This window comes from Lentzea sp. NPDC102401, from assembly GCF_044765805.1.
Taxonomy (GTDB): Bacteria; Actinomycetota; Actinomycetes; order Mycobacteriales; family Pseudonocardiaceae; genus Lentzea; species Lentzea sokolovensis.
Genome location: NZ_JBIWKS010000008.1, coordinates 191,385 through 217,009, shown reverse-complemented (window position 1 = coordinate 217,009; position 25,625 = coordinate 191,385). Strand labels below are relative to the sequence as shown.

Here is a 25,625-nt window from a genome sequence, read left to right as displayed (position 1 = left end):
AACCGGATGCGACCTTAGGGTTGGTGACCATGAACTCGACGGCGTTGCTGACAGACCACTACGAGCTCACCATGCTCGCGGCCGCGCTGCGTGACGGCACCGGTGACCGTCCGTGCGTGTTCGAGGTCTTCGCCCGCAGGCTCCCGGACGGACGGCGCTACGGCGTCGTCGCGGGGACGAACAGGCTGCTCGACGCGATCAGGGACTTCCGCTTCGGCGAGGAGGAGATCGACCAGCTGCGCCGCAACGCCGTGGTCGACGATTCCACGTTGGAATGGCTCGCGAACTACCGGTTCTCCGGCGAGGTCGACGGCTACCCCGAGGGCGAGCTGTACTTCCCCGGTTCGCCGGTGCTGACGGTCCGCGCGTCGTTCGCCGAGGGTGTCGTGCTGGAGACGCTCGCGCTCTCGATCCTCAACCACGACAGCGCGATCGCGTCCGCCGCCGCCCGCATGGTGACCGCGGCCAACGGCCGTCACATGATCGAGATGGGTTCGCGCCGCACGCACGAGGAAGCCGCCGTGGCGTCCGCCCGCGCGGCGTACCTGGCGGGCTTCCACGCGACCTCCAACCTCGAGGCGAGCCGCCGCCACGGCATTCCGACGGCCGGCACGTGCGCGCACGCGTTCACGTTGCTGCACGACTCCGAGGAAGAGGCCTTCCGCAGCCAGGTCGAGGCGCTGGGTGTCGGCACGACGCTGCTGGTCGACACCTACGACATCAGTGAGGGCATCAAGACGGCCGTCGCGGTGGCCGGTCCCGACCTCGGCGCGATCCGGATCGACTCGGGCGACCTGGGTGTGATGGCGAGGCAGGCCCGCGACCAGCTCGACTCGCTGGGCGCCCGCAACACCCGGATCGTCGTGTCCAGCGACCTCGACGAGTACGCGATCGCCGCCCTGCGCGCCGAGCCCGTGGACGCGTACGGCGTCGGCACGTCGGTCGTGACCGGGTCGGGCGCGCCGACCGCGGGCATGGTCTACAAGCTGGTCGAGGTCGACGGCAGGCACGTCGAGAAGCGCAGCACGTCGAAGCAGTCGCGCGGCGGCTGGAAGAAGGCGTTGCGCCGCCACAAGGACACCGGTACGGCGCTGGAGGAGGTCGTGTTCCAGGCCTCGAACGAACCCGAGCTCGGCCCGTACGACAGGCTCGTGCAGATCCCGTTGATGCGTGACGGACAGGTCACCGACGAGGTCCCCACGCTGGAGCAGAACCGCGAACGCCTGCGCGCGGCACTGGTGAGCGTGCCGTGGGAGGGCCTCAAGCTCTCGCGCGGCGAGCCCGCGATCCCGACGATCTACCTGGAAGGCTGACATGACCAAGGCACTGATCGTCGTCGACGTCCAGAACGACTTCTGCGAGGGCGGTTCGCTGGCCGTCAACGGTGGTGCGGCCGTGGCCGCGGCCATCTCGCAGCACATCGCCACCACGCCGTACGACCACGTCGTGGCGACGCGGGACTACCACGTGGATCCGGGCTCGCACTTCTCCCTGACCCCGGACTTCATCGACTCGTGGCCGGTGCACTGCGTGGCGGGCACGCCCGGCGCGTCGTTCCACCCGGAGCTCGACGTCGCCCGCGTGGAGCAGGTCTTCTCGAAGGGCCGTTTCGCCGCCGCCTACTCGGGTTTCGAGGCGGAGAACGACCTCGCGGGCTGGCTGACGGACAACGGCGTGACCGATGTGGACGTCGTCGGCATCGCGACCGACCACTGCGTCCGCGCCACGGCACTGGACGCGCAGCGCAACGGCTTCCGCACGACGGTCCTCGTCGACCTGACGGCAGCCGTCTCGCCGACGACCCGCGACGCCGCAGTTGAGGAACTGCTCGCCGCGGGTGTCGGTGTCGTCTGAGTCCTCTACGGAGTCGGCGAGCAGGCCACCGTGCCGACGGTGATGCTGCCGGTGTAGCCGGACGACGGTTCGAAGGTGATCTTCACCAGCGTCATCGAGATGCTGCCGTCGTTCGGCACCGGGAACACCGTGTCGGTGAACTTGGCCCTGGCCAGCACGGTTCCGTTGGCGGCCTTGATGTCGTGCACGTAGCCGGGCGTGATGTTCTGCGGCAGCCCGGTCCACCCGGACATGCCCTTGAGCTCCCAGCCCGCCGACGTGCCCTTCTCGGTGGCGTCACAGGTGATCGTCCACTCGGCGATCTTGAGCCGCGGGCCCTTGTTCCCACCGGACAGCCCGGCGAGGGCGGACAGGTCGAAACCGGCGCCCTTCGCGACGGACTTCGTCTTGGTGAGGAACTCGTCCGGGTTCACGACCTCGGTCGTGCACGCCGAACTGGTCTCACCGATCTTGAGCCCGGTCCTGCTCACGGCGGGGCTGGCGCCGGTGACGGTGCCCGCCACGTCCGGATTCACGTCGCACACCGCGAGCGGGGCGACCTTGAACGTCTGGTCCGCCTTGGCGAAGTCGGCGGAACCCGACGACGCGGTGCCGGGCGGGTTCGCCGCGAGGGCGGTACCCGCGGTCGCGAACGTCAACGCGAGCACAGCGCCCGCGATCGAAATTTTGCTCATCTTTCGCATTGCCTCTGTTCCCACGGCCCGATAATGGTGGTGTTGGGTGGCACTGATGACGACCCAGCACCCCATGTCACCCGTTCGTGTAGGCAATTACCTGATTGAGTGACAGGCGTTTTCGTCAGTGGACGCCCACGAGCGTGGCGAACGGCTCCCGGCGAGGCAGGGCGGTGGGGAGACCGGCCAGCTTCTCCAGCGCGGAGCACACCCTCACGGCGGCACGCCCGTCGCCGAACGGGTTGCGCCCCAGGGGAAGCCGCAGCCGGGAGCCGAGCACCCAGCCCGCCTCGGCGAGGATGCGGGTGGTGTCGGTGCCGACGAGCCAGGCGCACCCGGCGTCGACGGCGAGCATGCGTTCGGTGGTCTCGCGCAGCACCAGCACCGGCACGCCGAACGACGGCGCCTCCTCCTGGATGCCGCCGGAGTCGGTCAGCACGAGGGCCGAGCGGCGCAGCACGCGCACCAGGTCCGGGTAGTCGAGCGGGTCGGTGATGACGACGCGCTCGTGACCGCCCAGCAGCGACACCACCTGTTCGCGCACGCCGGGGTTCGGGTGCGCGGGGATCAGCACGTGCAGATCGGGGTGGCGGTCGGCGATGGCGCGCACGGCGTTGAGCACGCGCATGAGCGGGCGGCCCCACGACTCGCGGCGGTGCACGGTGACGAGCATGAGGCGGCCACCGGTGGCGTCCAGGGAGCGTTCCAGGGCGACGACGTCCGGGCTGGACGCGGGGAGGTCCGCGGACGCGACGCGCTGCACGGCGTCCACGACGGTGTTGCCGGTGACGACGATGTGGCTGTCCGGCAGGGACTCGGCGTTCAGCGCGTTCGCGGCGTCGTCGGTCGGCGCGAGGTGCAGCGACGTGATGCGGGAGATCATCTGCCGGTTCCCCTCCTCGGGGAACGGGCCGTACAGGTCACCGGTGCGCAGGCCGGCTTCGAGGTGTGCCACGGGGATTCCGCGCCAGAACGAGGCCAGCGCCGCGGACAGGGTCGTCGTGGTGTCGCCCTGCACGAGGGTGACCGCCGGGTCGCGTTCCTCCAGCAGGGCGTCGAACTCGGGCAGCAACCGGGAGACCAGCTCGGCCTGCGTCCCGGTGACGCGGGGAACGTCCAGCCGCACGTCCGGCTCCAGGTCGAACGCGCGCAGCGCCTGCTCGACCATGCCGGCGTGCTGTCCGCTGTGGACGATCGTGGGACGAAGGCCGGGATGTCCCTTCAGCGCGATGGCGACAGGGGCGATCTTCAGTGCTTCCGGCCGGGTGCCGGCCACGAGCAGAACTTCTTTCCTCACCGTTGTCCTCTTCTCGGGGAGACCGGGAGGTCCGCCTGGGGCCGGGGGGACACCCCAGGCGGACCATTTCAGCCAGCTCGGTTCGGTCTGACCTGGACCGGGACCGCTCGGCGCTTCTTGCGCGTGCTGTGCATGAGGAGCGCACCAGCGAGCAAGAGCACGATTCCCGCGGCGATCCACCACGTCACGTCCGCACCGGTGACCGCGAGGGCGCCCACGCTCGTGCCGACACCGACGCCCGTACCGGGGACCTTGTACATTCGCCGCTCTCCTCGATCAGGCCGCGTTGAGCGACGCGCGACGGCGCAGCGCTGTGAAGGCGACCGGAGCGGCGACGACACCGAGCAGGCCGAGGCCGATCCACAGGCCCGCCCCCGACGCCATCGGAATGGGCAGGCCCGCGGGGCCGCACGTGGCGGACGAGAGGATCACGTCGCCCGTGCCGATGCCGCCGAGCACGCCCTGCAGCAGCTTGATGTGAATCGCGTTCACGGTGAGGCTGCCGTCGTCGTTCTTGAACTGCTCGTTGAAGATCACTTCAGCGATCTTGACTCCGGCCAGCTGCACGTCGAGCTTGGTGTTGGCCGCCGGGTCGGCGTTGACCTGGCCGAGCTTGCCGAGGTTCACGCCCGCGAGCTTGGACTTGCCGGCCAGACCCTTCTGGGTCGCCGTGCACTCCGCCTCCACCAGTTCGGCGGAGATCTTTCCGGTGACCTTGGAGAGCAGGTCGACCCGGACGTCCGCGGTGCTCGCCCGCGAGTACACGCCGCCGGAATTCTCGTCCCGCGACGCGGAAGCGTTGATGACACCGGTCTTCAGGATTCCGGTGAGGTCGACGCCTGCGAACGTGTTCTTCGTCGGGCCGTTCGCATTGGCTGCAGCGATTGGCTCCGCGTTGACCGCGGGGCTGCCGAGCAGCGTCACGTCGAGCTTCGCACCATAAGCCGAGGCGTCCCCCGGTGCGGCCGAAGCAGGTGCGGCACCGACCAGGAGTGCGGCAATCGCGATGACTCCAGCCAGTCCCGTCATTCGGACACGCATGAAACTCCTTCCCTTGGTTCCTCCGGCCCCAGGGCGCGTTGATACCAATGCGGTTTCACGCTTTCCGGGGGCAATTACCGGCATCGGCGTTCTTTCGAGGGAACTGAGGGTTACTCCCCGTATCGGGCGACGGGACCACTCGACTCGCCCAATCGGCGCCACCCATCGTGGCTTTTTTGATCAATTTCCGGTTACGGCGTCACCCGATCCGGGGGTGAGGGATGACGTTGCGTCTACCGATGGAACGTCAAGTAGCCCGTCTGGGCGCTCCCTCATCGGTGGAAAGGATCCTCGGGTGACGCTTGCCCTGCGCCGCGCCACACTCCCGAGCCGGGTGACCGTGGTCGTCCTGCTCGCCGTAGCCGCGGGACTCGTGTTCGCACACCGCCTGTACCGCACGGCCGAGATCTCCCTGTCCGGCGCGATCCTGAGCGTCATCAGCTCCTACGGTGTAGACGTGATCCCGGACCGCCAGACCGTCTACTTCGGACTGGGCTCGGACACTCCGCTGGGCCTGCGGATGACGCCGGAGTGCACGTCCGCGTTCCTGGTGCTGCCGCTGATCGTGGTGGGCGCGGTGATGATCGCGTTGCGTCCGCGCATCCAGAACCGCGTGCTGTTCGCGCTGGGGGTCGCCGCACTGGCGGTCGTGATCGTCAACCAGTTCCGCGTGCTGACGCTGGTGGGCCTGGTGCAGTGGCTGGGCGTCGACACCGGCTACTACTGGGGCCACACCCTGCTCGGCTCGATGGTGAGCGTGTTCGGTGGCGCGGCGGCGTTGGTCGCGTTCGTCTGGCTGGCCACGCGGAAGTGAGCCTCGACCTCGTTCTCGGGTTCACGCAGGCGCTCGCGCTGACGATGAGCGTCGCCTTCGTGACGTACGTGTTCGTGATCGTGATCCCGTACCTGCGGCGCAAACCCGCGCCCGTCGGCGACCCCTCGTCGCTGGAGTGGCACTTCTTCGTGCCGTGCCGCGACGAGGAGGCCGTCATCGGCGACACGATCCGGTACCTGCGCACGACGTTCCCCATCGCGCACGTGTGGGTCATCGACGACGACTCCGACGACAGCACGGCCGGAGTCGTGCGGACGTTGAAGCGCAACGGCGGTATCCGGGATCCACAGATCCACCTCGTGCAGCGCCAACGTCCGTATGCCCGCACCGGCAAGGGAAACGCGTTGAACGACGCGTACCGCACGCTGAAGATGTGGATGGGGCGGCGTGCGGACGCCGACCGCGCGATCGTCGTCGTGGTGGACGCGGACGGTCGTCCCGCACCGAACTGCCTGGAAGTCTGTGCGGCACAACACCTCTTCGGCAACCCGCGGATCGGCGCCGTGCAGGTGGACGTGCGGATGATCAACGCGGGTCAGCGGCAACCCGGCGTGACGTGGTGGCGGCGCGCCTTCGGTGCCGGACTCGTGCGGATGCAGGACCTCGAGTTCCGCACGGCCATCGCGGCGATCCAGATGTCGCGCGGCGCCACCGGCACGATCTCCATGGGCGGCAACGGCCAGTTCACCCGGCTGTCCGCTTTGGACTCGATCGCGGGATCGACCGGAAGTCCGTGGCGCGGCTCGTTGCTGGAGGACTTCGAGCTCGGCGTGCACCTGCTGACGGCGGGCTGGCACACGGGTTTCTCGTTGGACACGCACGTGAACCAGGAGGCGCTGTACTCGTTGCGGCGGTTCTTGGCGCAACGCACGCGGTGGGGTCAGGGAACCATGCAGTGCATGCGTTATCTGCGGCGCATCTGGGACTCCGACCACCTGACCACGCTGGGCGCGGCGGAGATGATGTACTACCTCGCGCAACCGTGGATGCAGTTGCTCGGCACGCTCATCTACCCGATTCCGATGGCGATGATGGCGTACCGGTTCGCGGTGTCGCCCTCCGAAGTCGTGGCGTGGTTCTTCGACGGTGCCTGGATCCTGTTCACGGTCTACGGCGCGTTCGGGCTCATGCCGTTCGTCCTGTGGGGACCGGTGTACCGCGCACGCTGTGAGCCCGTTGGGTTCTGGAAGTCCATTGCGTACGGGTTCGGCTACGCGCTGTACATCTACACCTTCTACATCACGTCGTGGCGCGCGCTGATCCGTTTAGTGCGCGGCAACAACGGTTGGACCAAAACGCGCCGCAACGAGGACCGCGTGGCGGGCAAAGTCGCGCTGGATGTGTGACCGGTCACTTTGTAGAGATCGAACAAAGACGTTCTCGAGCTTCCGTGGTTAACCTCGGTTCACTCGATTCCGTCTGGGAGGGAACGTGGCTCTCGCACTCGCGCCCCGTCGCACCGTGCTCGCCGACTTCGTGCCGGGCGCACTGGCCCGCGACCTGATGCTGGTCGTCGCCGGTGCCGCCTTCACCGGTCTCGCCGCGCAGGTGGCCCTGCCGATTCCCGGCAGCCCGGTTCCGCTGACGGGCCAGACGTTCGCCGCCCTGCTCGTCGGCGCTTCCCTTGGCTGGCAACGCGGAGCGACCTCGATGCTGCTGTACCTGATCGCGGGCGTCGCGGGCGTGCCGTGGTTCCAGGGCGGCTCGTCCGGCGTTCCGGTCTCGCTCGGTTACGTCGTCGGCTTCGTGTTCGCCGGTGCTCTCGTGGGCTACCTGGCCGGCCGCGGCGGCGACCGCACGCCGATGCGCACCCTGGGGACGATGGCACTGGGCAACCTGGCGATCTACTCCGTGGGCGTGCCGTGGCTGATGGCGATGACCGGGATGTCGTTCGGCAAGGCCCTGGCCGTCGGCGTGCTGCCGTTCCTGATCGGTGACGCGCTGAAGATCGCGCTGGCCGCGGGCGTGCTGCCGGGAGCCTGGGCCCTCGTGCGCCGCCGGTAGTTTGCACCGGGTGGTGACACCTGGGGAGTACTTGACGTTCTTGGACGCGCGCCTGCCGGGTCTCGTGGCAGGCGCGCATCTTCATGGGTCACGCGTGCTGGACGACGTCGTCGCCGACTCGGACCTGGACATCGTGATCGAGCTCGTGTCGGCCGCCGAAGTACCCGCTTTCGAGGGCGCCGACGTCGCCGTGGTTCTGGCGGGCTCGTTGGAGAAGCCCGTTTTCGACGTGACGCCGCTGGCCGGTGAGATCACTCCCGTGCTGTGGCAACAGTTGCGCACAGTCGGGCAGACCGTGCGCGGCGCACGCCCCACCTGTCCTGGCACCGCCGCTGATGTCGAGGCGTACTGCCGCTCGAACCTCCTCAGCTACTGGAAGCCTCTGTTCGACCAGGTTCGAGCCATGCCGGAGCTGCCGCGTGACGGCGTTCTCTGGCTAGGACTGGGCCCCGCGCGGTTGTGGCACACGATCCGGACCGGCGAGATCGTCGGCAAGTCGCGCGCCGGCGAGCTGGCCACCGCCCGCTGGCCCGACCTGCCGATCCTGGACGTGGTGTCCGCGCGGCACGACCCGTCCGTGGAACTGACCGCGGTTCACGCGCGGGCGACCGTCGAGTTGTTCGACCGGATCCTGACCGACGTAACGACCTGACCTCCGCGGCCGAGAAATCCGCGTGACCACGCATACCCCCGAAGAGCTGGGCTGCCTGGCCGGCGGCCCGGCCCGCGCGGCCGAGGTGGCCCTGGCCCGCCTGATCCAGGCCGGCCTGGTCCGGGTCTCGCGCGAGGGCGTGCTGAGCGCCGTCCACGTGCCCGGTGCCCGCCCGGCGACCCCGCTGGAGGCGCAGATCCTGCACGGCCTGCGCTCGGGCCGGCACCTGAACGACGTCGTCCTCGGCGCGTTCAGCTCGTCGGAGGCGGAGGGCCTGCGCGGCCACCTGATCAACCGCGGGCTGCTCCGGCGCCGCCGCTCCCTGCGCCCCCGCCTCTTCCCGTGGCTGTTCCTGCTGACGCCGCTGCTCATGATCGCCGGGGTGATGAGCGCCGTGGCTCCGCACCTCCTGGTGGACTTCCTGGACTTCGCGCCGCAGCTGACCGAGTTCCCGTTCTGGTACTTCTTCGCTGCCGCCGCGGTGACGCTCGTCTGGGCCTCGGTGCTGCGCGCCCGCGACCCGGGCCGCCTGCGCACCAGGGCCGGCTACGTCCTGTTGAAACGGGCCACGCGCCGGGTGAGCCCGCAGGACCCGGTCGGCGCGGTCGCCGTGCGCGGGCTGCGCGGAAGGATCGGCGGGGTCGCGGTCGCCGGCATGTTCGGGCTCAGCGCGGTCATGATCGCGACGCTGCCCGGCCGTGACACGACGACCAGCAGCAGCTGCGGGGGCGGTTGCTCGTCCGACAGCGGCTGTTCGTCGGGCGACAGCGGCAGTGGTTGCGGAGGCAGCGGCTGTGGCGGCGGATGCGGTGGAGGCGGCGGCGACTGAGCGGGTCTGACGAGACTGTCGGACCTGCCGGGTACGGTCTGTCCCGTGCCTGAAGTTCCCCCCACCCTGAGCCTGCTCGAAACCGCCGTCCACGCCGTGGGTGGCGCGGAGCGTCCTGGTCAGGTGGAGATGGCCGAGGCCGTCGACCACTCGATCCGCACGGGCGAGCATCTCGCGGTGCAGGCGGGCACGGGTACCGGCAAGTCGCTGGCGTACCTGGTGCCGTCGATCCGGCACGCGGTGGCCGAGGCCGAGACCGTGGTGGTCTCGACGGCCACGATCGCGTTGCAGCGGCAACTGGTCGACCGGGATCTGCCGCGCCTGTCCAAAGCGCTCAAGAAGGACCTGGGGCGCGAGCCCACGTTCGCGATCCTCAAGGGCCGCAGGAACTACCTGTGCATGCACCGCGTGCACAACGGGGCTCCGGACGAGCCGGAGGAGGACGCGCTGTTCGACCCGTTCGCGGTGTCGAAGCTCGGGCGCGAGGTGAAGCGGCTGCACCAGTGGTCGTCGGACACCGAGACCGGGGACCGCGACGAACTGGTGCCCGGCGTCAGCGAGCAGGCGTGGCGGCAGGTCAGCGTCACGGCCAGGGAGTGCCTCGGGGTGTCGAAGTGCCCGATCGGGGCCGACTGCTTCGCGGAACGGGCGCGGGCCGAGGCGGGCAAGGCGGACGTGGTGGTCACGAACCACGCGATGCTCGCCATCGACGCGTTGGAGGGCTACCAGGTTCTGCCCGACCACGACGTGGTGGTGATCGACGAGGCGCACGACCTGGTCGACCGCATCACGTCGGTGGCCACGGAGGAACTGAGCGGCGCGAGCGTCTCGATGGCGGCGCGGCGGTGCGGGCGCCTCATCGACCAGGACATCGCGGACCGGCTGGCCGAGGCCAGTGACGGGCTGGCGATGATCCTCGAAGACATGCCATCGGGCCGGCTGGACGCGCTGCCCAGGGCTCTGGCGGGCGCGCTGGCGGCCACGCGCGACGCGGCGCACGCCTGCATGTCGGCCATGGGTTCGGAACGCAAGGAGGACCCGGACGGGGCGACGGCGCGCAAGCTCGCGCTGGCGTTGCTGGAAGAGGTCCACGACTGCGCTGTGCGAGTGCTGGAGGCGTTCGACGAGGAACACGACGTCGTGTGGGTGTCGGGCGACTTCAACCAGAAGGCGCCGGCCATCAGGGTCGCCCCGCTCGGCGTGGGCGGCCTGCTCAGGGAACGGCTGTTCGCCAAGCGCACCACCGTTCTGACGTCCGCGACGCTGACGCTCGGCGGCGCCTTCGACACGATGGCGCGCCAGTGGGGCCTGCCGCCGTCGGAGAAGGTCCGCAAGATCGAGGGCGCGGCGACCGACAAGGACATCGACGGCCCGAAGTGGTCCGGCCTCGACGTCGGCTCGCCGTTCCAGCACGGCACGAGCGGCATCCTCTACGTGGCAAAGCATCTGCCTCAGCCGGGGCGCGACGGCCTGCCGCCGGAGTACCTCGACGAGATCGAGGGCCTGGTGAACGCGGCGGGTGGTCGCGCGCTGGGCCTCTTCTCCTCGACGCGTGCGGCGAAGGCGGCCACGGAGGCGCTGCGGGACAAGCTCGAGTTCCCGATCCTGTGCCAGGGCGACGACGCGACGGGCCTGCTGGTCAAGAAGTTCTCCGAGGACGAGCGCACCTGTCTGTTCGGCACGCTGTCGCTCTGGCAGGGCGTCGACGTGCCAGGCCCGAGCCTGCAGCTCGTGATCATGGACCGGATCCCGTTCCCGCGCCCGGACGACCCGCTGGCCTCCGCCCGCCAGAAGGCGGTGAGCTCACGTGGCGGCAACGGCTTCCTGACCGTCGCCGCCACGCACGCCGCCCTGCTGCTGGCCCAGGGCGCGGGCCGGTTGCTGCGGTCGATGTCGGACAAGGGCGTGGTGGCCATCCTCGACCCGAGACTGGCCACGGCCCGCTACGGCGGCTTCCTCAGGGCCTCACTCCCCCCGTTCTGGACGACCTACGACCCCGAGGTGGTCCGCGGCGCCCTCAAGCGGTTGGACGAGGCTCAGCCCCGCTGATCCGCTCGATCAGTTCGTCGCGGTAGGCCTGGACGTCCGGCAGTTCCGGTTCGGAACCGCCGGCTTGCTTCAGCGCCCCTTCCAGGATCTTCAACGCCTGCCGCTCGTCTCCGCGCGCGTCCGCCTGCCGTGCCGCGTTCTCCATGGCACGAGCCAGTTTCGTCTGAGCCTCGGGTTCCTGGGTGGCCTTGTTGATCCGGATCCAGTTGCCGGCCGGATCGACGACGGCGAACCCGGTGTACCGGTCGTTGCGCAGCCGAGGCCGGGTCATCCGCGGAATGCCGGAGATGAGCACCTTCCCGTGCACGGCACGCATTCCAGCCGCGAAGTCGTCGTACAGCGGCCCGGTGTCCTCCACGATGACCACGCACGTGCTGTGCGACTGCTCCGGAACGTGTACATCCATCCCGTAGAAGTGCAGGTTGATGTCCTCAAGCCGCATGCAGACGTACGGGTTCGGCCGCGTCTGCCGATAGGTGATCGAGAAGCCGAGCATCTCGTAGAAGGACGCGATTTCGTCGATGTCCCGACAAGGAAGGAGTGGAATCGTCAGTTCGTTTGCCACCGCCCGAAGCTAAGCCCGGACGCGCCGAAACGACACGGAGCTATTTGCTCATGCGAACAGCATCACGACTCCGCCCAGCAACAACAACGCGGACACGACGGCGATGACGAGCACACGCCCGCGTGGCGTCCTCGCGTGCTTGAGCGCGATGGCGAGCGGTCCAACAGGCACCATGACGGTTCCCTTCGACGGAATGGCGACCACAGCGACAAGTGCGCCGAGTGCGACCTTGAGCGGCGACATGCCCAGTTCGCGCGCACCAACGACATCCGCTTCCCACTGCTCGCGATAGCGCTCATCACCCACAACGGCCGCCGCGAACCGCACCAACAACAACGCGACTCTCATTGCGCCGCCCTGGGCACGAACCGAGGCGCCGGAGCCGCCCGAGCGACGACTCGACGTGCTTCCGCGGCACCCTCGCCGGTCAGCCGGTACATCCGCCGGCGCGGCCCACGCCGTTCCGCGTCGTCGTCCCAGGTCGACGAGACCCACCCGGCCCGTTCCAGCCGGTCCAGCAACGGGTAGACGCTGCCGGACGGCCTGCCGGTGAGCTTGATGATCTCCAGGCCCCAGCGCGGCTCGTCGGCGCCGAGCAGCACTTCGAGCACGTCGACGGTGGCCTTGCCGATGCGTTGCAGTGGCTCCACGCCACTAATACTACCTATGTAGATTAAGCCGTTCAAGCAGCTCTTCGCGGAACTCCAGCGCCGACGCCCGCTCCTCCTCCGAGGCGTGCACCTCCCGCACCAGCGCCCCTTCGAGGATCTTCAACGCCTGCCGCTCCGCCCCGTGCGACCCGGCCAGCGTCACCGCGTTGGTCAACGCCCTGGTCAGCCCGTTGCGCGTGGCCTCCCGCTCCCGCACGGCCGGCACCACCCGGATCCAGTTGCCGCCGGGGTCGACCATCAGGAACCCGTCCCGCCGCGGCCGCGTCATCCGCGGAATGCCGGTGAGCAGCACCTGCCCGTAGACCGCGCGCATGCCGTGGGCGAACGCCTCGTACAGCTCCCGCGGGTCCTCGACCTGGATCAGGCACGAGCTGTACGACTCGGCGGGCTCGTAGCCCGGGATGCCGAAGAAGTGCAGGTTGATCTCCGAGCGGCGCACCGAGAGGTACGCGTTCGGCCGGTACTGCCGGTACGTGACCGTGAACCCGAGCATCACGTAGAACTCGGCCACCTCGTCGATGGAGGCACACGGCAGCAGCGGGATCGTCACCTCGTTGGCCACGCCGCCACGCTAGCGGCGCAGGTCAGCCGTCGACCAGCAATCCACGTAACGGTCCTTGCAATCTTCCGGCACGGCGGGACACACCGGGCAACGGCGTGACCCGCGCCGGGCGCTCCAGAGCGGGCCGCCACACCTCGTCGACCACGACGTGCGCGGGGCCGGAGGCGTCCGCGCCCAGGTGCTCGGTCCACAGCCGCAGGCGGGTCGACCGGGCCACCTCCGGGTCGTCGGTCACGACGTTCACCTCGGTGTCGTTGAACAGCGAGTGCTCGTTCAGGTTCGCCGAGCCGACCGAGAGCCATCGATCGTCCACAATGGCCAGTTTGGCGTGGATGTAGACCGGGGCATCGCCATGGGAGACAAGGGTTGCGGCGACGAGTCGCTTGTCGGTGTCCGCGTCGATCAACCGGCCCAGCTGACCGCGGGTGGTGTCGGCGCCGTTGCTGGGCTTCTGCGGCAGCAGCAACACCATCCGGAACTCGGGCGTCGGCGGGTTGCTCAGTTTCTCCAGCAGCACCTCGGTGATCTCCGGCGACCACAGGAACTGGTTCTCCACGTAGATCAACGACTCCGCCGACCGCAGCGCCCGCAGGTACGAGTCGAGCAGGCTGAAGTCGCCGTGCGGCGCGAACGAGTAGGTCTTCTCCGGGATCGTCCGCACCAGCTGCACCGACGACGATCCGGCCTCCGGCGGCACGACGGGTGCGGGCAGCGTCTCCCCCGCGATCTCCAGCCAGCGCGCGGCGAAGTGGGCGGCCACCTCCGCGACGGCGGGGCCCTCGATGCGCGCGATGTGGTCGTGCCAGCCGAGGTCACGCGGCGGATGCTCCGGCGAGTCGTGCCGGTCGCCCTCCACCGCGGTCATGTCGAGGCCGCCGACGAACGCCACGTCGTCGACGATCACGATCTTCTCGTGGTGGCAGTGCAGGGTCCGCTCGCGCGCGTCCAGCTCGCACCGGACGGCGCCGCACTCCCAGAAAGCCTTCTGGGCAGCCAAAGCACGCTTGCGCGTCGGCTCGAACATGGGAAAGGGCGGACCGGCCCAGAGCAGCACGCGCACCGGAACCCGTTCCGCGGCGGCCGAAAGCAGCTCACGCAACTGCGGCGCGCCCGGCTCGCGGGTCAACCGGAAGTCCGGTGACGCGTGCCAGTTCGCGATGTGCACGTACTTCTGCGCGTTCTCGATCGCCTCTGCCATCGCGGGAAACGCGGCGGCGCCGTCGATCAGGACCTCGATCTTGTTGCCGTGCTGCACCGGCCGGCGCGGGGTGAACGGCCCCGCGCCGTCGCCGTCGAGCACCTCGCCCCACCCCAGCCGCCGCAGTCGGCGCGTGTGGTGCGAGCACAGCAGGTTCTCCAGCCCGTCACCGAGCCGGGCGTCGAGAACATCGAGTAAGCCCACGAGGCGGATTTACCCGTTTCGCGCGCTTCTAAACAGCGAGCACCGTCGTCGTTCCCGGCTCGACCTCCGTGAAACCCGCGTCCCGCACCGCGACGACGTCGTCACGACCGAGCAGCGCATCCCACTCCGCGACGGACGGCGTCCGCACGGCGCACCGGTAGTCCAGCAGCGCCCACGCCTTGAGGTCGGCCTCGGACAGGCGCGGCGCCAGCAGCATCGACGCGTGCCCGACCTGGGCCGCGAGCTTCCCGGCGGACATCTCGACGCGCGGGTTCACGTACAGCAGCCGCGCACCCTCAGGAACCGCTCCGGGCTCGTCAGGAGGCAGGTCGGACCCGGAGATCTGCAGTTTGGCGACCTCCCGAGGCGTCTCGGTCACCAGCACCGGCAGCAACGACCGGACCGACGCACCGTCCACGGTGATCGTCACCCCTGGCAGCTCCTGCACGGCGTCCCACTGCACGCCACGGGCCCGCCGCGACACCTTGCGGATCCGCCCGGCCACCCACGCCCGCACGGCCTCATGCCACTCGCCACCGACGTCGGCCCGTGGGTCGAGACACACCGCGACCGCCGAAGCGGCCGCGGCTTCCAGCAACGCCGTCCGGGACGGCGGATCAACGCGTTCGATGCGCAACACCATGGGCATCGCGCGGACTTCGGACTCCTCCGCGTAGTTCCGGGAGGCAATGAGGTCGAGAATCATCACAGCCGGGTCAGCTCCAAGCCGTCCGCAGCGTCCGCGGCCTCCACCTCGGCCCTCGTCACGCCGAGGATGAAGAGCACAGCGTCCAGGAACGGGTGCGACAAGGCCGTGTCAGCCACCTCGCGCAGCGCCGGCTTGGCGTTGAACGCGATGCCCAGACCGGCCGCACTCAGCATGTCGATGTCGTTCGCGCCGTCACCGACCGCCACGCACTGCGCGAGCGACACGCCGACCTCCTCGGCGAACCGGCGCAGCGCCACGGCCTTGCCCGGCCGGTCGACGATCTCGCCGATCACCTGTCCGGTCAGCTTGCCGTCCACGACCTCCAGCGTGTTCGCCGCGCAGAAGTCCAGCTGCAGCTCGTCCGCGAGGCCCGTGATCACCGACGTGAAGCCGCCGGACACCACACCGCAGTAGAAGCCGAGGCGCTTCAACGTGCGGATCGTCGTGCGGGCACCGGCCGTGAGCTCCAGCGAGGCCCCGACCTCCTCCAGCACCTTCTCGTCGAGGCCCTCCAGCAACGCGACCCGGCGCCGCAACGACTCGGCGAAGTCGAGCTCGCCGCGCATCGCGGCCTCGGTGATCTCGCGCACCTGCTCCTCGCACCCGACGTGCGCGGCCAGCATCTCGATCACCTCGCCCTGGATCAGCGTGGAGTCGACGTCGAACACCACCAGGCGCTTCGCCCGCCGGGTCAGGCCGGCCCGTTCGACCGCGATGTCGAGGCCCACCCGCACCGACACCTCGGCGAGCGCGGACCGCAGCTCCGTGTCGTTCTCCATCGTGTCGTCGGCGACCGAAACGCGCAGCTCGAGGCCCGTGACGGGGTAGTCGGCGACGCCGCGGATCGCGTCGATGTTCACACCGAGCGACGCCAGCCGGCGCGCGACCTCGGTGAACGCCTTCGCGGTCACCGGACGGCCGAGCACGATCAGCACGTGCGACGACTCCAGGCGCGCGGTGCGCTTCGAGTCCGCGCCGATCTCGATCTCCACGTGCATCGAGACGGTGGCCATCGCCTGCTCGACCGACTCCTGCAGGCCCTCGGGGTCGTGGTCGGTCGAGACCAGCGCGCCGAGCACCAGCCGGCCCCGGATCACGACCTGTTCCACGTCGAGCACCTCGACGCCGTGCCGTGTCAGCACGGCGAACAGCACAGAGGAGACGCCGGGCTTGTCGGGGCCGGTCACGGTGATGAGCACGGGCGTTTTCACGTCGTCGTCTCCTCGTCAGACGCGAAGAGCCCCGACCGCGAGAAGCAGCCGGGGCTCATCGTTGAACCTGTTACTGGCAGGTTACTTGTCGTGGTTCGGATCTTCCTTCTCGGAGGCCGTACCAGACTTGATGGCCGCTGCAGCGAGCTCCGACGGAGCAGGCTTCGCGTCCTTGTGCGCGATCGTCTTGCCGGTGAAGGACACGTGGCCCTCGTTCCGGATCCGCTCGATCATGTGCGGGTAGTGCAGCTCGAACGCCGGGCGCTCCGAACGGATCCGGGGCAGCTCGGTGAAGTTGTGCCGCGGCGGCGGGGACGAGGTGGCCCACTCGAGCGAGTTGCCGTAGCCCCACGGGTCGTCCACCTTCACGACCTCACCGAAGCGGTAGCTCCGGAAGACGTTCCAGATGAACGGCAGCGTCGACGCGCCCAGGATGTAGGCGCCGATCGTCGAGATCATGTTCAGCGTCGTGAAGCCGTCGGACGCGAGGTAGTCGGCGTACCGGCGCGGCATGCCCTCGTTGCCCAGCCAGTGCTGGACGAGGAACGTCGCGTGGAAGCCGAGGAACGTCGTCCAGAAGTGCAGCTTGCCGAGCGGCTCGTCCATGAAACGGCCGGTGATCTTCGGGAACCAGAAGTAGATACCCGCGAAGGTCGCGAACACGATCGTGCCGTAGAGCACGTAGTGGAAGTGCGCGACGACGAAGTACGTGTCCGACACGTGGAAGTCGATCGCCGGCGCGGCCAGCAGGATGCCGGACAGACCACCGAAGAGGAACGTGACGATGAAGCCGATGCTGAACAGCATGGGCGTCTCGAACGTCAGCTGCCCCTTCCACATCGTGCCGATCCAGTTGAAGAACTTCACACCGGTCGGGACCGCGATGAGGAACGTCATGAAGGCGAAGAACGGCAGCAGCACGGCGCCGGTCGCGTACATGTGGTGCGCCCACACGGCGACGGACAGGGCCGCGATGCCGAGCGTCGCGTAGACCAGGCCGTTGTAACCGAAGATCGGCTTGCGGCTGAACACCGGGAAGATCTCCGACACGATGCCGAAGAACGGCAAGGCGACGATGTAGACCTCCGGATGCCCGAAGAACCAGAAGAGGTGCTGCCACAGGATCACACCGCCGTTGGCGGGGTCGAACACGTGGGCGCCGAGATGCCGGTCCGCCAGCAGGCCCAGCAGGGCCGCGGTCAGGATCGGGAACGCGAGCAGCACCAGCACCGACGTCACCAGGATGTTCCAGGTGAAGATCGGCATCCGGAACATCGTCATGCCGGGCGCGCGCAGGCAGACCACGGTGGTGATCATGTTCACCGCGCCGAGGATGGTGCCGAGACCACCGACCACCAGGCCGGAGATCCACAGGTCGGCGCCGACGCCGGGCGAGTGGATGGCGTTGCTCAGCGGCGTGTACGCGAACCAGCCGAAGTCAGCCGCACCACCGGGGGTGATGAAGCCCGCCATCACGATCAGGCCACCGAAGAGGTAGAGCCAGTACGAGAAGGCGTTGAGCCGCGGGAACGCCACGTCGGGCGAGCCGATCTGCAGCGGCAGGACGAAGTTCGCGAAGCCGAAGACGATCGGCGTTGCGTACAGCAGCAGCATCACGGTGCCGTGCATCGTGAAGAGCTGGTTGAACTGTTCCTGCGAGAGGAACTGCATGCCGGGCCGGGCCAGCTCGGTCCGCATCAGCATGGCCATCGCGCCGCCGACCATGAAGAAGGCGAACGAGGTGACCAGGTACATGATGCCGATTTGCTTGTGGTCCGTGGTGCGGAACATCCGCAGCAGGAAGGACCCCTTGACCGCAGTGCGCGTCGGATAAGGACGCGTTGCGATCGGCTGCGGGGCTACGGCCGTCACGGTGCCTCCAGGCCTTGGTGGGACCAGTTCGTTCGGGAAACTCCCCGGGATATTAGACGGAGCCGATCAGCTCCATTCGGGTGGGCCATGGCCGGTGGCCAGCGGCGTAGCGCACGTCACACGTATCCTGCCGCCGTGCTCCGATTGCTCGCTGTCGCTTCTGTCCTGTTGCTGGCCGCCTGCGGCTCTCCCGCCACGCACAACTCCGCGGACGTCGAGTTCGCGCGGGGAATGGTCCCGCACCACGAACAGGCGCTGGAGATGTCCGGCCTCGTCGCGTCCCGCACGGAGAACCAGCACGTGATCGATCTGGCCAAGCGCATCGAGGGCGCGCAGAAGCCGGAGATCGACCGCATGAACGGCTGGCTCCGGACGTGGAACGCGCCGGTGCAGGCGTCCTCGCACTCCACGCACGGCCACACGGAGACGCACGGCATGGTCGAACTGGGCAACCTGGCCGAACTGGACGGCACCGACTTCGACCGCCAGTGGCTGTCGCTGATGATCCAGCACCACCGCGGCGCCGTGGAGATGGCGCAGAAGCACCTCTCGGCCGGCACCGACCCCGAGACCCGCAAGCTCGCCCAGGACGTCGTTAGCCACCAGGAGAAGGAGATCGCGGAAATGGAGTCGCTTCTCCCTCAGGGCTGATGCCAGCCTTCTGGCCGTGGATGCTTTGGCAGGCGTGCGCGCCGCGGTGTCGTTTGCAGCCTTGCACGGTGTGACGTGCACCGATCCCGTCGTGCTCAAGGACGGCAGCAACGTCATCGTGCATCTGCGTCCGGCCCCGGTCGCGGCCCGGATCGCCGCGCGCACAGCCCTGGTTCGTCCTGCCGTCGCCGATCACTTCGCCCGCGATCTGTCCGTGTCAGCCTTCCTGGCCTCACGCGGCGTGCCGATCGTGACGCCTTCCGAGGGACTTCCTCCCGGACCTCACACGCGCGGTGGCTTCGTGTTCACGTTCAGCACCTACGTCCCGCACGACCCCTCGGCCGAACTGACTCGCCCTGAAGTGCTCAAGCTCCTGCCCGACCTGCACGCCGAACTGCGTCTCTACGACGGCGCGCTGCCGTCGCGCGGCCCGATGGACGACGTCGACAACACACTGATCTACCTGGACGGCTTGGGCGTGCCGGACCTGGACCAGTTCCGCTCCCGCCGCGCCGAACTCCTGTCCGAGTGGGACGCGCACCACAACGACGTCCAGCCGCTGCACGGCGACTCGCACTACGGCAACCTGCTGATGACCCCGACGGGCCCGGTCTGGAACGACTTCGAGGACACCTGGCGCGGCCCGATCGCCTGGGACCTGGCCTGCCTGGCAGGCGCCCGCGGCAAAGAAGCCGCCCAACGCGCCGTGGACAGCTACGGCGGCGGGGCGGCTTCTTCAGACGTGGAGTTTCACCTGGAGGTGCGAATTCTCTTCGGCACGCTCTGGGGCTTGCTGATGGAGAACAGTTAGACGCGACGCCTGCGCATCACGAGCACCAGCGCGGCGCCAGCGGCCACGAGCGCGGCACCGAACCCGAGCAGCCACGCAGACCCGAACCCGGTCGCCGCCAGCCCGCCCGTCTGAGCGACCTGGGCGACCGGCACCTCGGTGGTCGTGGTCGTCGGCACCACCACTTCCGCAGACGACGTCGCGGCAGTGCTCGACGTCGGAGACTGAGTCGAGGTCTTCGTCGTGGTCGTGGTGGTCGTGGTGGTCGTGGTGGTGGTCGTCGTGACCGGAGGCTTCTCGATGGCCACACCACACCCGAACCACTCACCGATCTCCGGCAGTGCCGAGTCCCCGACGATCGGAGCCCGCAACCCCTTCCACGGCAACGCCTCACCGAGCTTGCCGGCGAGATAGACGTTGAACACGTCCCCAGCACGCACCACCATGCCCGTGACCTTGAAGTCCGCCGGCAGAGCGGTGATGTCCAGGTTCTGCTGGTTGTCGCCACCGGCGTAGGTGAACTTGGTGGGATGGATCGGCGTCCCGGTCAGCCCACCCACGGTGCAGGCCTCGGGATGATTGAAGTCGACGAACTGGAGAAAGGGCTGCGCACGCGCGTCGTCAGTGCTCACCCCGTCGGCGAACGCACTGGTCGCCAGCACCAGCGAGGCGACACCGGCCAGCGCGGCCGAAGCGAGCAGGCCGGATCTTCGCGGGAACGTCAAACGCATCGGGTCACTCCGTGGGCTCGGCGGATGCCGCGATCTAAGACGATCGACGTCCCCCAATCGGGTTACATGACGATCAACAGTGATCCCTGTGGCCGAGTTGTTACTGCTCCGTGAGGTGCAACCCCAAACGAAAGCCGCCCCACCGTGAAGAACTACGGCGGGGCGGCTTTTCAAGACGTGGGTGGCTCTAGGCGCGACGCCTGCGCATCACGAGCAGCACAGCGGCACCAGCGGCGACGAGCGCGGCACCGAGGCCGAGCAGCCAGGCGGACCCGAATCCGGTCGAGGCCAGGTCGTCCTCGTTGGCGACCGGCACCGGCGCGACCGTCGTGGTCGTGGTCGGCGCGATCTCGCCAGAGGTCGTGGTCGTCGTGGTGCTCGTGGTCGAGCTCGGGGACGACGAGTGCGTGACCGTCGACGTGGAAGTCGTCGTGGTCGTAGTCGTGGTCGTCGTGTCCTTGATGCCACAGGCGTACCAGTGGCTGATGGCCGGAGCCTTGTCGTTCTTGTCCGGCGCGCGCAGGTCGTTCCACGGCAGCGAACCGAGCTTGTCGGCGAGGTAGACGTTGTAGGCGTCCGCGCCCTTCACCACGACACCGGTGACCGTCACGCCCGTGGGGCCGGCGGTGATGTCCACGTCCTGCTGGTCGACACCGCCGGTGAAGGTGAACTCGCCGGGCGCGATCGGGGTGCCGGTCAGCCCGCCGACGGTGCAGGCGTCCTTGTGGCTGATGTCGACGTTGCCCGCGTACGCGACCGCGCGGCTGTCACCAGACGTCGGAGCCGGCTTGTCGGGCTGGGCGAAAGCGGTGGTCACCAGAGCGAGGGTGGCCACGGCAGCCACGGCGGTGGCGCCGAGCAGGCCGGATCTTCTCAGAGGCGTCAGACGCATCGGGTTACTCCGTGGGGGTTGATGGATGCGGCGATCTAAGACGATCGACGACCCCCGAACGGTCTAGATGACGATCGACTACGCCCTTGTGGCCGAGTCGTTACCCCTCCGTGAGGTCGTATCCCCAAACGACCAAACGCCGAAGGGGGCCTGCCCTGACGGGCAGACCCCCTTCGAAAGCACACAAGCGCTGAACGACCTCAGTCGTTCTGCGCCACCTCGGCGGGCTTGAGGAACACCGTGCCACCGTTCGGCATGCGCCGGAACCAGTCAACGGGGGTGACGGGCTGGCCGAGCACCGGACCCACCCCAGTGGGGAGGTGGGGAACAGGAACGCCGGCGCCAAGGGGGATCTGGGGCAGACCGAGAGGCTGGTTCGGGGTGGTCATGGTTCCTTCTCGACGAATGGTTCGGGACCTAGTCCGAAGAACACTCGTGCCGCCGAACGCTGCCAGCCGCGACCGCCCCAAACCAGGGAGTCGAACTGATGAAGCCCGGTCCGCCTGAGTGTCACCTCGAACGGTATTGATCATCTATCGTCCGGCGCAACGCCAGAAAACCGCTGGTGAACCGCTTTGACGAGGAGATGCGGAACTGCCGTGTAGCAATACCGGTAGACCGGGATGGCGAAGTGTACAACGGCCCACAAGCGCCCTACCTGCACGTTTCCGCATTGATACCACGAAAGTGTGAGGCTCGACGTCCGGTCCGCATGAGAGTGACAACGCACGGGCCGTGGCCTCGCATGCGATGCAAAACTGCTCCCGGCGGCCATCCTAGGTGCGATACAAGCCGCCGGGAACAGAAGAATTGCGTTCACCTCTGCAATCGGCCGGAAACTCGCGCAGCGAGGGCTGCTCTCCCGCAAGATCATCCGGCGCACCGCTCGGCAGTCGGCGCTAGCTGCCCTCCTCGTCCTTTTCGCGGTCAAGGAGGGCAGCGAGGACGTCGTGCAATTGAGTGTGCGGAACGACTACGCGGATCCGCACCTTCGCGACGGAGACGTGCGGGTCTGGATCTCCATCGCCGCCGGAGGGCCGAGGTCGACCGTCAGGCTGGTCCAGGGTGGTCATACTTCCTTCTCGACGAATGGTCGGGGACTTCGCCCGAGTAACACCGGATACCCCGAGAAGCCCTCAGTCACGAGTCGTCTACAAGACGGTGTCGAGCTGGTGATACCCGGTTCGCCTGAGTGTGACCTCGAACGATATTCATCACCCAACGTCCCGACGCGCGCCGGAAAACGAGTGGTGGCTACGTCGAACGCGTAGGGGTTTGTGGCACACCGGGTGGACCGGATGCGGAAGTCTACAACGCTCCACAGGGGGCCTCACCTGCACGTTCGCCGCTTGGAACACAAAAGTGTGAGGCCCGTTCAGCCCGCACTTGCAGGACATCAGGCGGGACCGCGATGGGCCGTGCGGCGGAACAACTGCTCCCGACCGTCATCCTAAGCACGACTCACTCAGCCAGGAATAGAAGAAATGAACACATTTCTCATTCGGCACGAAATACCTGCGGTCATAGGCGGCGCCACCAACAAGATCAACGTGGCGGGCGCAGGTAGACCGTGCCGCCGTTCGGCATGCGCCGGAACCACTCGATCGGCACCACGGACCGCCCCTCCGGCACGCCCGCCCCAGGGGGCAGCCGCGGGAGCCGCGCCCCCGTGACTGGAGGGAACTGCTGCTGACGGACGACCCGGTTCGAGGTGGTCATGGTTCCTTCTCGAAAGATGTGAGTCACTCACTCGCTTCGATGATCGAGAACACGTGCAACGACCCCAGAGCGGCCACCAGGCGCCGCCGCGTCTCGGGCACGTCGATCTGCCACTGCTCGGCGGCTTTCCCGAGCAGCAGCCCGAACGGCACCGGCGCCCGGCGGCACTCGTTCAGCACCCAGCCGGCGTCGGGGTCGAGCCAGAAGATCTCCGGCTGTTCCTCCATGCGGCCCACCACGGCGCGACCGCTCTTCGCGAGCCGGTACGCCACGTCCGGCAGCACCCGGAACCTCCCGTCCTCGCGGACGCCGGTGGCGAGGAGGGACGCATCCGCAGTGGACACCTCTTCCGCCGCACCGGCCACTTGGCCCGCGAGCGCGTACAGCAACCACCGTGCGTCCGGCAAGAGGTCGTGCTCGTGCGCCAGCAACCAGTCGCCGATCTCCGCGGCCCGCTCCCGCGCCTTGGGCAGCAAGGAGTGCGGGCCGAGCTGTTCCGAGTCGGACAACAGGAAGAACTGGCCGAGGCAGGTGTAGGCGTGCCAGGCCGCGAAGGTCTGCTCCAGGGGCCAGCGGGCGTGAGACCAGGAGTTCTCGAAGTACTCCGCGTCTTCGGCGTGCGCGTCGAGGAACTCTCGCGTGATGGCGAAGTCGAAGAACTTCTCGTGCGCGCCCTCGTGCACGAGCGCCTCAGCCACCTCCATCGGGCTGACAGGCTCGTCGATCAGCACGATTCCGGGCACGTATCGCGACGACGCGGAGACCACTCCCCCGGACGTCTCCGCCTTGAGCACCGCGAGCATCGACACGTGGGCCAGCAGGTCGCCGGCCATCGCGGGTGCGAGGCGCCTGAACAGGTCGACACCCTCGGCCACGATCTTGATCGCCGTCTCGAACCGCTCTCCGTCCGCCTCGGTGAGCGGCTGCGGCGCCTGACCGGATGGGGCGATGATGCGCAACGGTGCTTCGAGCTGCTGGGCTGCCGCCGGATCGGACGCCACCGCGATGCCGACGTCCCGCACGTCCATCGCGGCGATCTCGCGCAGCGCCTCCAGGTCCACGCCACCATGCCCCGCCAGGGCGCGACCGACCTCGTAGCGCACGATCGGATGGTCGAGGAGGTTGTCTGACATCTCCGTGCCGGGCACGAACAGGTCGACGGCAACGCGGTAGAGCGCACGTCGCTCGTCGACCAGCACATCCGCGGGTGCGAGCCGCGCGTGCAGTGCAGGTGCTGATGGAGAACCCAACATCGAAGACCCCGTGTTCACGTACCCGGCGGCGTGGAGTCGGCGCGTGACCACCGAAAGCTCCCTGTCGCGGGAAGATAGCGACCTGCGTCACTGACGCGATAGCGGGATCCCCCTAGAAGACCGGTGCCCGGCCTGCGCCTGGAGGACGCTGACCGGGCACCGGGTTGCTGGGTCTCATCAGCCGAACATGATGCTGGTGACGTTCACGAAGCCGACGACGGCAAGCGCGATGATCGAGACTGCGACCATCGTGAGCACGGTGCGCCATCCGATGGCGGTGACGGCGACTGCGACGGCTCCGGCGATTCCGAGTGCACTCCCTGTGGACATCTCGTTTCCTCCCGACTGAGCGAGCGCGTGCTCCCAGGTGTGGGCGGTCCTGGGCGTCTCGCCTGCTACAAGCGTCTCGTGTTGTAGGTTGTCTGTCAACGGTCGCCAGGTTGCCAGACAAGTTGCAACCGACAGGCAACAGGCCTACCCTGGACCAATGCCCGCCGACGACGTCCATTTCGGCGAGAGCTGGTCGCTCTCGCCGGATTCGCGACGGCCCCTTCCGGAACTCATCGAGCAGAAGCTCCGGGAGCAGATCATCGGCGGCACCCTCAAAGCCGGTGACCGCCTCCCCACCGAGCCGGAACTGGCACGCAAACTGGATGTCGCCCGGTCGTCGCTGCGTACAGCGCTGCAACGACTGCAGTTGCAGGGCATCGTCGAGGTCCGCCGCGGCCTGGGCTGGTACGTGCGCCGCACCGACCTCGCCGCCGTCGAGGAGCACCTGGAAGGCAGGCTCGCCGCCCGGCAGTTCTCCCAGACGGACCTGCTGGAAGTGCGGATCGCCCTGGAGACCACCGCCGCGAGTCTCGCGGCCGTGCGCGCGGGTGACGGTGAGCTGGACGAACTGGCGAAGCTGAACCACCGTTATCAGCGGGCACCTGTCGACGACACGCAGGAGGTGATCGAGTCGGACGAGGAGTTCCACTCGGCTCTGATCCGCGCGTCGCACAACGAACTCCTGGAGCAGATGTACCAGGTGCTCGTGCCCGGTCTGCAGGACTGCAAGCGGCACGCGCATCCGTCCCGCGAGGTGCACAACCGCTCGGCGAACGAGCACGAGCAGGTGATCTGGTTCCTCCGCCGGCACGACGAGGTGGGCGCGAAGAGCGCGATGACCACTCACCTTCTCGGCCTGTACAACGACGTGGCCGCCGACGACACGCAGCCGAAGGCGACACTCAGCACCTACGTCGGGGTGTCGGACAACCCGATCTGGGGCAAGTCGCGCTGACGCGTTGCTGATACGACAAGGACCGAAAGGGTCTGGCGCTGATCCCCCATCACTCCCACCATGTATGGACGACCAGG

General features: G+C 68.3%; 29 protein-coding genes. 11 read left to right on the top strand and 18 right to left on the bottom strand.

Translation table 11 applies throughout. The features are described 5' to 3' along the window. The first annotated feature begins 29 nt into the window (after positions 1-29). Together ACIRG5_RS27435 and ACIRG5_RS27430 are read left to right on the top strand one after the other, a co-directional pair. The gene (locus ACIRG5_RS27435; protein WP_402909946.1) at positions 30-1,313 is read left to right on the top strand and encodes a nicotinate phosphoribosyltransferase; all 1,284 of its coding nucleotides are present in this window, start codon (positions 30-32) and stop codon (positions 1,311-1,313) included. A 1-nt stretch (position 1,314) separates the two neighbouring features. Then, positions 1,315-1,854, top strand: coding sequence for an isochorismatase family protein (locus ACIRG5_RS27430; RefSeq protein ID WP_401036346.1), 540 nt, complete (start codon positions 1,315-1,317; stop codon positions 1,852-1,854). Positions 1,855-1,859: 5 nt separating this feature from the next. On the opposite strand, the gene ACIRG5_RS27425 is transcribed toward ACIRG5_RS27430, so the two are convergent. The 4 genes from ACIRG5_RS27425 to ACIRG5_RS27410 all read right to left on the bottom strand — a co-directional run bounded on the left by ACIRG5_RS27425 (position 1,860) and on the right by ACIRG5_RS27410 (position 4,866). Continuing rightward, on the bottom strand, positions 1,860-2,528 hold the full coding sequence (locus tag ACIRG5_RS27425; RefSeq protein ID WP_402909488.1) for a hypothetical protein: 669 nt from the start codon (positions 2,526-2,528) through the stop codon (positions 1,860-1,862). Positions 2,529-2,652: 124 nt separating this feature from the next. After that, positions 2,653-3,825: a non-hydrolyzing UDP-N-acetylglucosamine 2-epimerase gene (wecB, locus tag ACIRG5_RS27420; RefSeq protein WP_402909485.1), complete on the bottom strand. Its 1,173-nt coding sequence runs from the start codon at positions 3,823-3,825 to the stop codon at positions 2,653-2,655. Between the two features lie 68 nt (positions 3,826-3,893). Next, positions 3,894-4,085, bottom strand: a complete 192-nt coding sequence (locus ACIRG5_RS27415; protein ID WP_402909482.1) for an LPXTG cell wall anchor domain-containing protein — start codon at positions 4,083-4,085, stop codon at positions 3,894-3,896. 16 nt (positions 4,086-4,101) lie between these two features. Next, positions 4,102-4,866, bottom strand: a complete 765-nt coding sequence (locus ACIRG5_RS27410) for a choice-of-anchor P family protein (RefSeq protein ID WP_402909480.1) — start codon at positions 4,864-4,866, stop codon at positions 4,102-4,104. A 295-nt stretch (positions 4,867-5,161) separates the two neighbouring features. On the opposite strand from ACIRG5_RS27410, the gene xrtP reads away from it, so the two are divergent. The 6 genes from xrtP (at position 5,162) to ACIRG5_RS27380 (ending at position 11,235) form a co-directional block, all read left to right on the top strand. Beyond that, entirely contained in the window at positions 5,162-5,680 is a 519-nt protein-coding gene (gene xrtP, locus ACIRG5_RS27405) for an exosortase P (protein WP_402909477.1), read from the top strand. 44 nt (positions 5,681-5,724) lie between these two features. Beyond that, on the top strand, positions 5,725-7,047 hold the full coding sequence (locus ACIRG5_RS27400) for a glycosyltransferase (protein WP_402909944.1): 1,323 nt from the start codon (positions 5,725-5,727) through the stop codon (positions 7,045-7,047). A gap of 157 nt (positions 7,048-7,204) precedes the next feature. Then, positions 7,205-7,705 carry a biotin transporter BioY gene (locus ACIRG5_RS27395; RefSeq protein WP_402909942.1) on the top strand — a complete coding sequence of 167 codons (501 nt, stop codon included), beginning with the start codon at positions 7,205-7,207 and terminating at the stop codon, positions 7,703-7,705. A 31-nt stretch (positions 7,706-7,736) separates the two neighbouring features. Beyond that, positions 7,737-8,357: a hypothetical protein gene (locus ACIRG5_RS27390; RefSeq protein WP_402909474.1), complete on the top strand. Its 621-nt coding sequence runs from the start codon at positions 7,737-7,739 to the stop codon at positions 8,355-8,357. Positions 8,358-8,379: 22 nt separating this feature from the next. Continuing rightward, a complete protein-coding gene (locus ACIRG5_RS27385) occupies positions 8,380-9,186 on the top strand; it encodes a TIGR04222 domain-containing membrane protein (RefSeq protein ID WP_402909471.1) in 807 nt (268 codons plus the stop codon). A gap of 129 nt (positions 9,187-9,315) precedes the next feature. Then, complete coding sequence (locus tag ACIRG5_RS27380; protein ID WP_402909939.1) at positions 9,316-11,235, top strand: ATP-dependent DNA helicase; 1,920 nt, start codon at positions 9,316-9,318, stop codon at positions 11,233-11,235. Here the strand turns inward: ACIRG5_RS27380 and ACIRG5_RS27375 are convergent. The 8 genes from ACIRG5_RS27375 to ctaD form a co-directional block, all read right to left on the bottom strand. Then, entirely contained in the window at positions 11,204-11,800 is a 597-nt protein-coding gene (locus ACIRG5_RS27375; protein WP_402909468.1) for a hypothetical protein, read from the bottom strand. The two genes, ACIRG5_RS27380 and ACIRG5_RS27375, sit on opposite strands and share 32 nt — an antisense overlap. A gap of 48 nt (positions 11,801-11,848) precedes the next feature. Beyond that, positions 11,849-12,148 carry a hypothetical protein gene (locus ACIRG5_RS27370; protein WP_402909465.1) on the bottom strand — a complete coding sequence of 100 codons (300 nt, stop codon included), beginning with the start codon at positions 12,146-12,148 and terminating at the stop codon, positions 11,849-11,851. Further along, on the bottom strand, positions 12,145-12,450 hold the full coding sequence (locus ACIRG5_RS27365; protein ID WP_402909462.1) for a helix-turn-helix transcriptional regulator: 306 nt from the start codon (positions 12,448-12,450) through the stop codon (positions 12,145-12,147). The genes ACIRG5_RS27370 and ACIRG5_RS27365 overlap by 4 nt, the downstream gene beginning before the upstream one ends. Positions 12,451-12,460: 10 nt before the next feature. Next, positions 12,461-13,033: a VOC family protein gene (locus ACIRG5_RS27360; protein WP_360040100.1), complete on the bottom strand. Its 573-nt coding sequence runs from the start codon at positions 13,031-13,033 to the stop codon at positions 12,461-12,463. A 22-nt stretch (positions 13,034-13,055) separates the two neighbouring features. Continuing rightward, positions 13,056-14,435, bottom strand: coding sequence for a phosphatidylserine/phosphatidylglycerophosphate/cardiolipin synthase family protein (locus ACIRG5_RS27355; protein WP_402909459.1), 1,380 nt, complete (start codon positions 14,433-14,435; stop codon positions 13,056-13,058). 28 nt (positions 14,436-14,463) lie between these two features. Further along, entirely contained in the window at positions 14,464-15,141 is a 678-nt protein-coding gene (locus ACIRG5_RS27350; protein WP_330270629.1) for a peptidyl-tRNA hydrolase, read from the bottom strand. Then, complete coding sequence (gene serB / locus ACIRG5_RS27345) at positions 15,141-16,355, bottom strand: phosphoserine phosphatase SerB (protein WP_402909456.1); 1,215 nt, start codon at positions 16,353-16,355, stop codon at positions 15,141-15,143. The genes ACIRG5_RS27350 and serB overlap by 1 nt, the downstream gene beginning before the upstream one ends. Positions 16,356-16,436: 81 nt before the next feature. Further along, positions 16,437-18,227 carry a cytochrome c oxidase subunit I gene (ctaD, locus tag ACIRG5_RS27340; protein ID WP_319978065.1) on the bottom strand — a complete coding sequence of 597 codons (1,791 nt, stop codon included), beginning with the start codon at positions 18,225-18,227 and terminating at the stop codon, positions 16,437-16,439. A 135-nt stretch (positions 18,228-18,362) separates the two neighbouring features. On the opposite strand from ctaD, the gene ACIRG5_RS27335 reads away from it, so the two are divergent. Both ACIRG5_RS27335 and ACIRG5_RS27330 read left to right on the top strand, forming a co-directional pair. Continuing rightward, complete coding sequence (locus tag ACIRG5_RS27335; RefSeq protein ID WP_402909453.1) at positions 18,363-18,878, top strand: DUF305 domain-containing protein; 516 nt, start codon at positions 18,363-18,365, stop codon at positions 18,876-18,878. Positions 18,879-18,894: 16 nt separating this feature from the next. Beyond that, positions 18,895-19,689 carry a phosphotransferase family protein gene (locus ACIRG5_RS27330; RefSeq protein ID WP_402909451.1) on the top strand — a complete coding sequence of 265 codons (795 nt, stop codon included), beginning with the start codon at positions 18,895-18,897 and terminating at the stop codon, positions 19,687-19,689. Here ACIRG5_RS27330 and ACIRG5_RS27325 read toward each other — a convergent pair. From ACIRG5_RS27325 to ACIRG5_RS27300, 6 genes are all read right to left on the bottom strand, one after another. Continuing rightward, positions 19,686-20,399 carry an LPXTG cell wall anchor domain-containing protein gene (locus ACIRG5_RS27325; RefSeq protein WP_402909448.1) on the bottom strand — a complete coding sequence of 238 codons (714 nt, stop codon included), beginning with the start codon at positions 20,397-20,399 and terminating at the stop codon, positions 19,686-19,688. The two genes, ACIRG5_RS27330 and ACIRG5_RS27325, sit on opposite strands and share 4 nt — an antisense overlap. Positions 20,400-20,586: 187 nt before the next feature. After that, the gene (locus ACIRG5_RS27320) at positions 20,587-21,291 is read right to left on the bottom strand and encodes an LPXTG cell wall anchor domain-containing protein (protein WP_402909444.1); all 705 of its coding nucleotides are present in this window, start codon (positions 21,289-21,291) and stop codon (positions 20,587-20,589) included. Between the two features lie 200 nt (positions 21,292-21,491). Next, positions 21,492-21,680 carry a hypothetical protein gene (locus tag ACIRG5_RS27315; protein WP_402909441.1) on the bottom strand — a complete coding sequence of 63 codons (189 nt, stop codon included), beginning with the start codon at positions 21,678-21,680 and terminating at the stop codon, positions 21,492-21,494. A gap of 1,156 nt (positions 21,681-22,836) precedes the next feature. Continuing rightward, positions 22,837-23,010 carry a hypothetical protein gene (locus ACIRG5_RS27310; protein WP_402909438.1) on the bottom strand — a complete coding sequence of 58 codons (174 nt, stop codon included), beginning with the start codon at positions 23,008-23,010 and terminating at the stop codon, positions 22,837-22,839. Positions 23,011-23,033: 23 nt separating this feature from the next. Further along, a complete protein-coding gene (locus tag ACIRG5_RS27305; protein WP_402909435.1) occupies positions 23,034-24,314 on the bottom strand; it encodes an aKG-HExxH-type peptide beta-hydroxylase in 1,281 nt (426 codons plus the stop codon). Between the two features lie 126 nt (positions 24,315-24,440). Then, positions 24,441-24,593: a hypothetical protein gene (locus tag ACIRG5_RS27300; protein ID WP_189158876.1), complete on the bottom strand. Its 153-nt coding sequence runs from the start codon at positions 24,591-24,593 to the stop codon at positions 24,441-24,443. A gap of 157 nt (positions 24,594-24,750) precedes the next feature. Here ACIRG5_RS27300 and ACIRG5_RS27295 point away from each other — a divergent pair, with 157 nt between their 5' ends. Further along, positions 24,751-25,548: an FCD domain-containing protein gene (locus ACIRG5_RS27295; RefSeq protein WP_319978056.1), complete on the top strand. Its 798-nt coding sequence runs from the start codon at positions 24,751-24,753 to the stop codon at positions 25,546-25,548. Positions 25,549-25,625 lie beyond the last annotated feature (77 nt).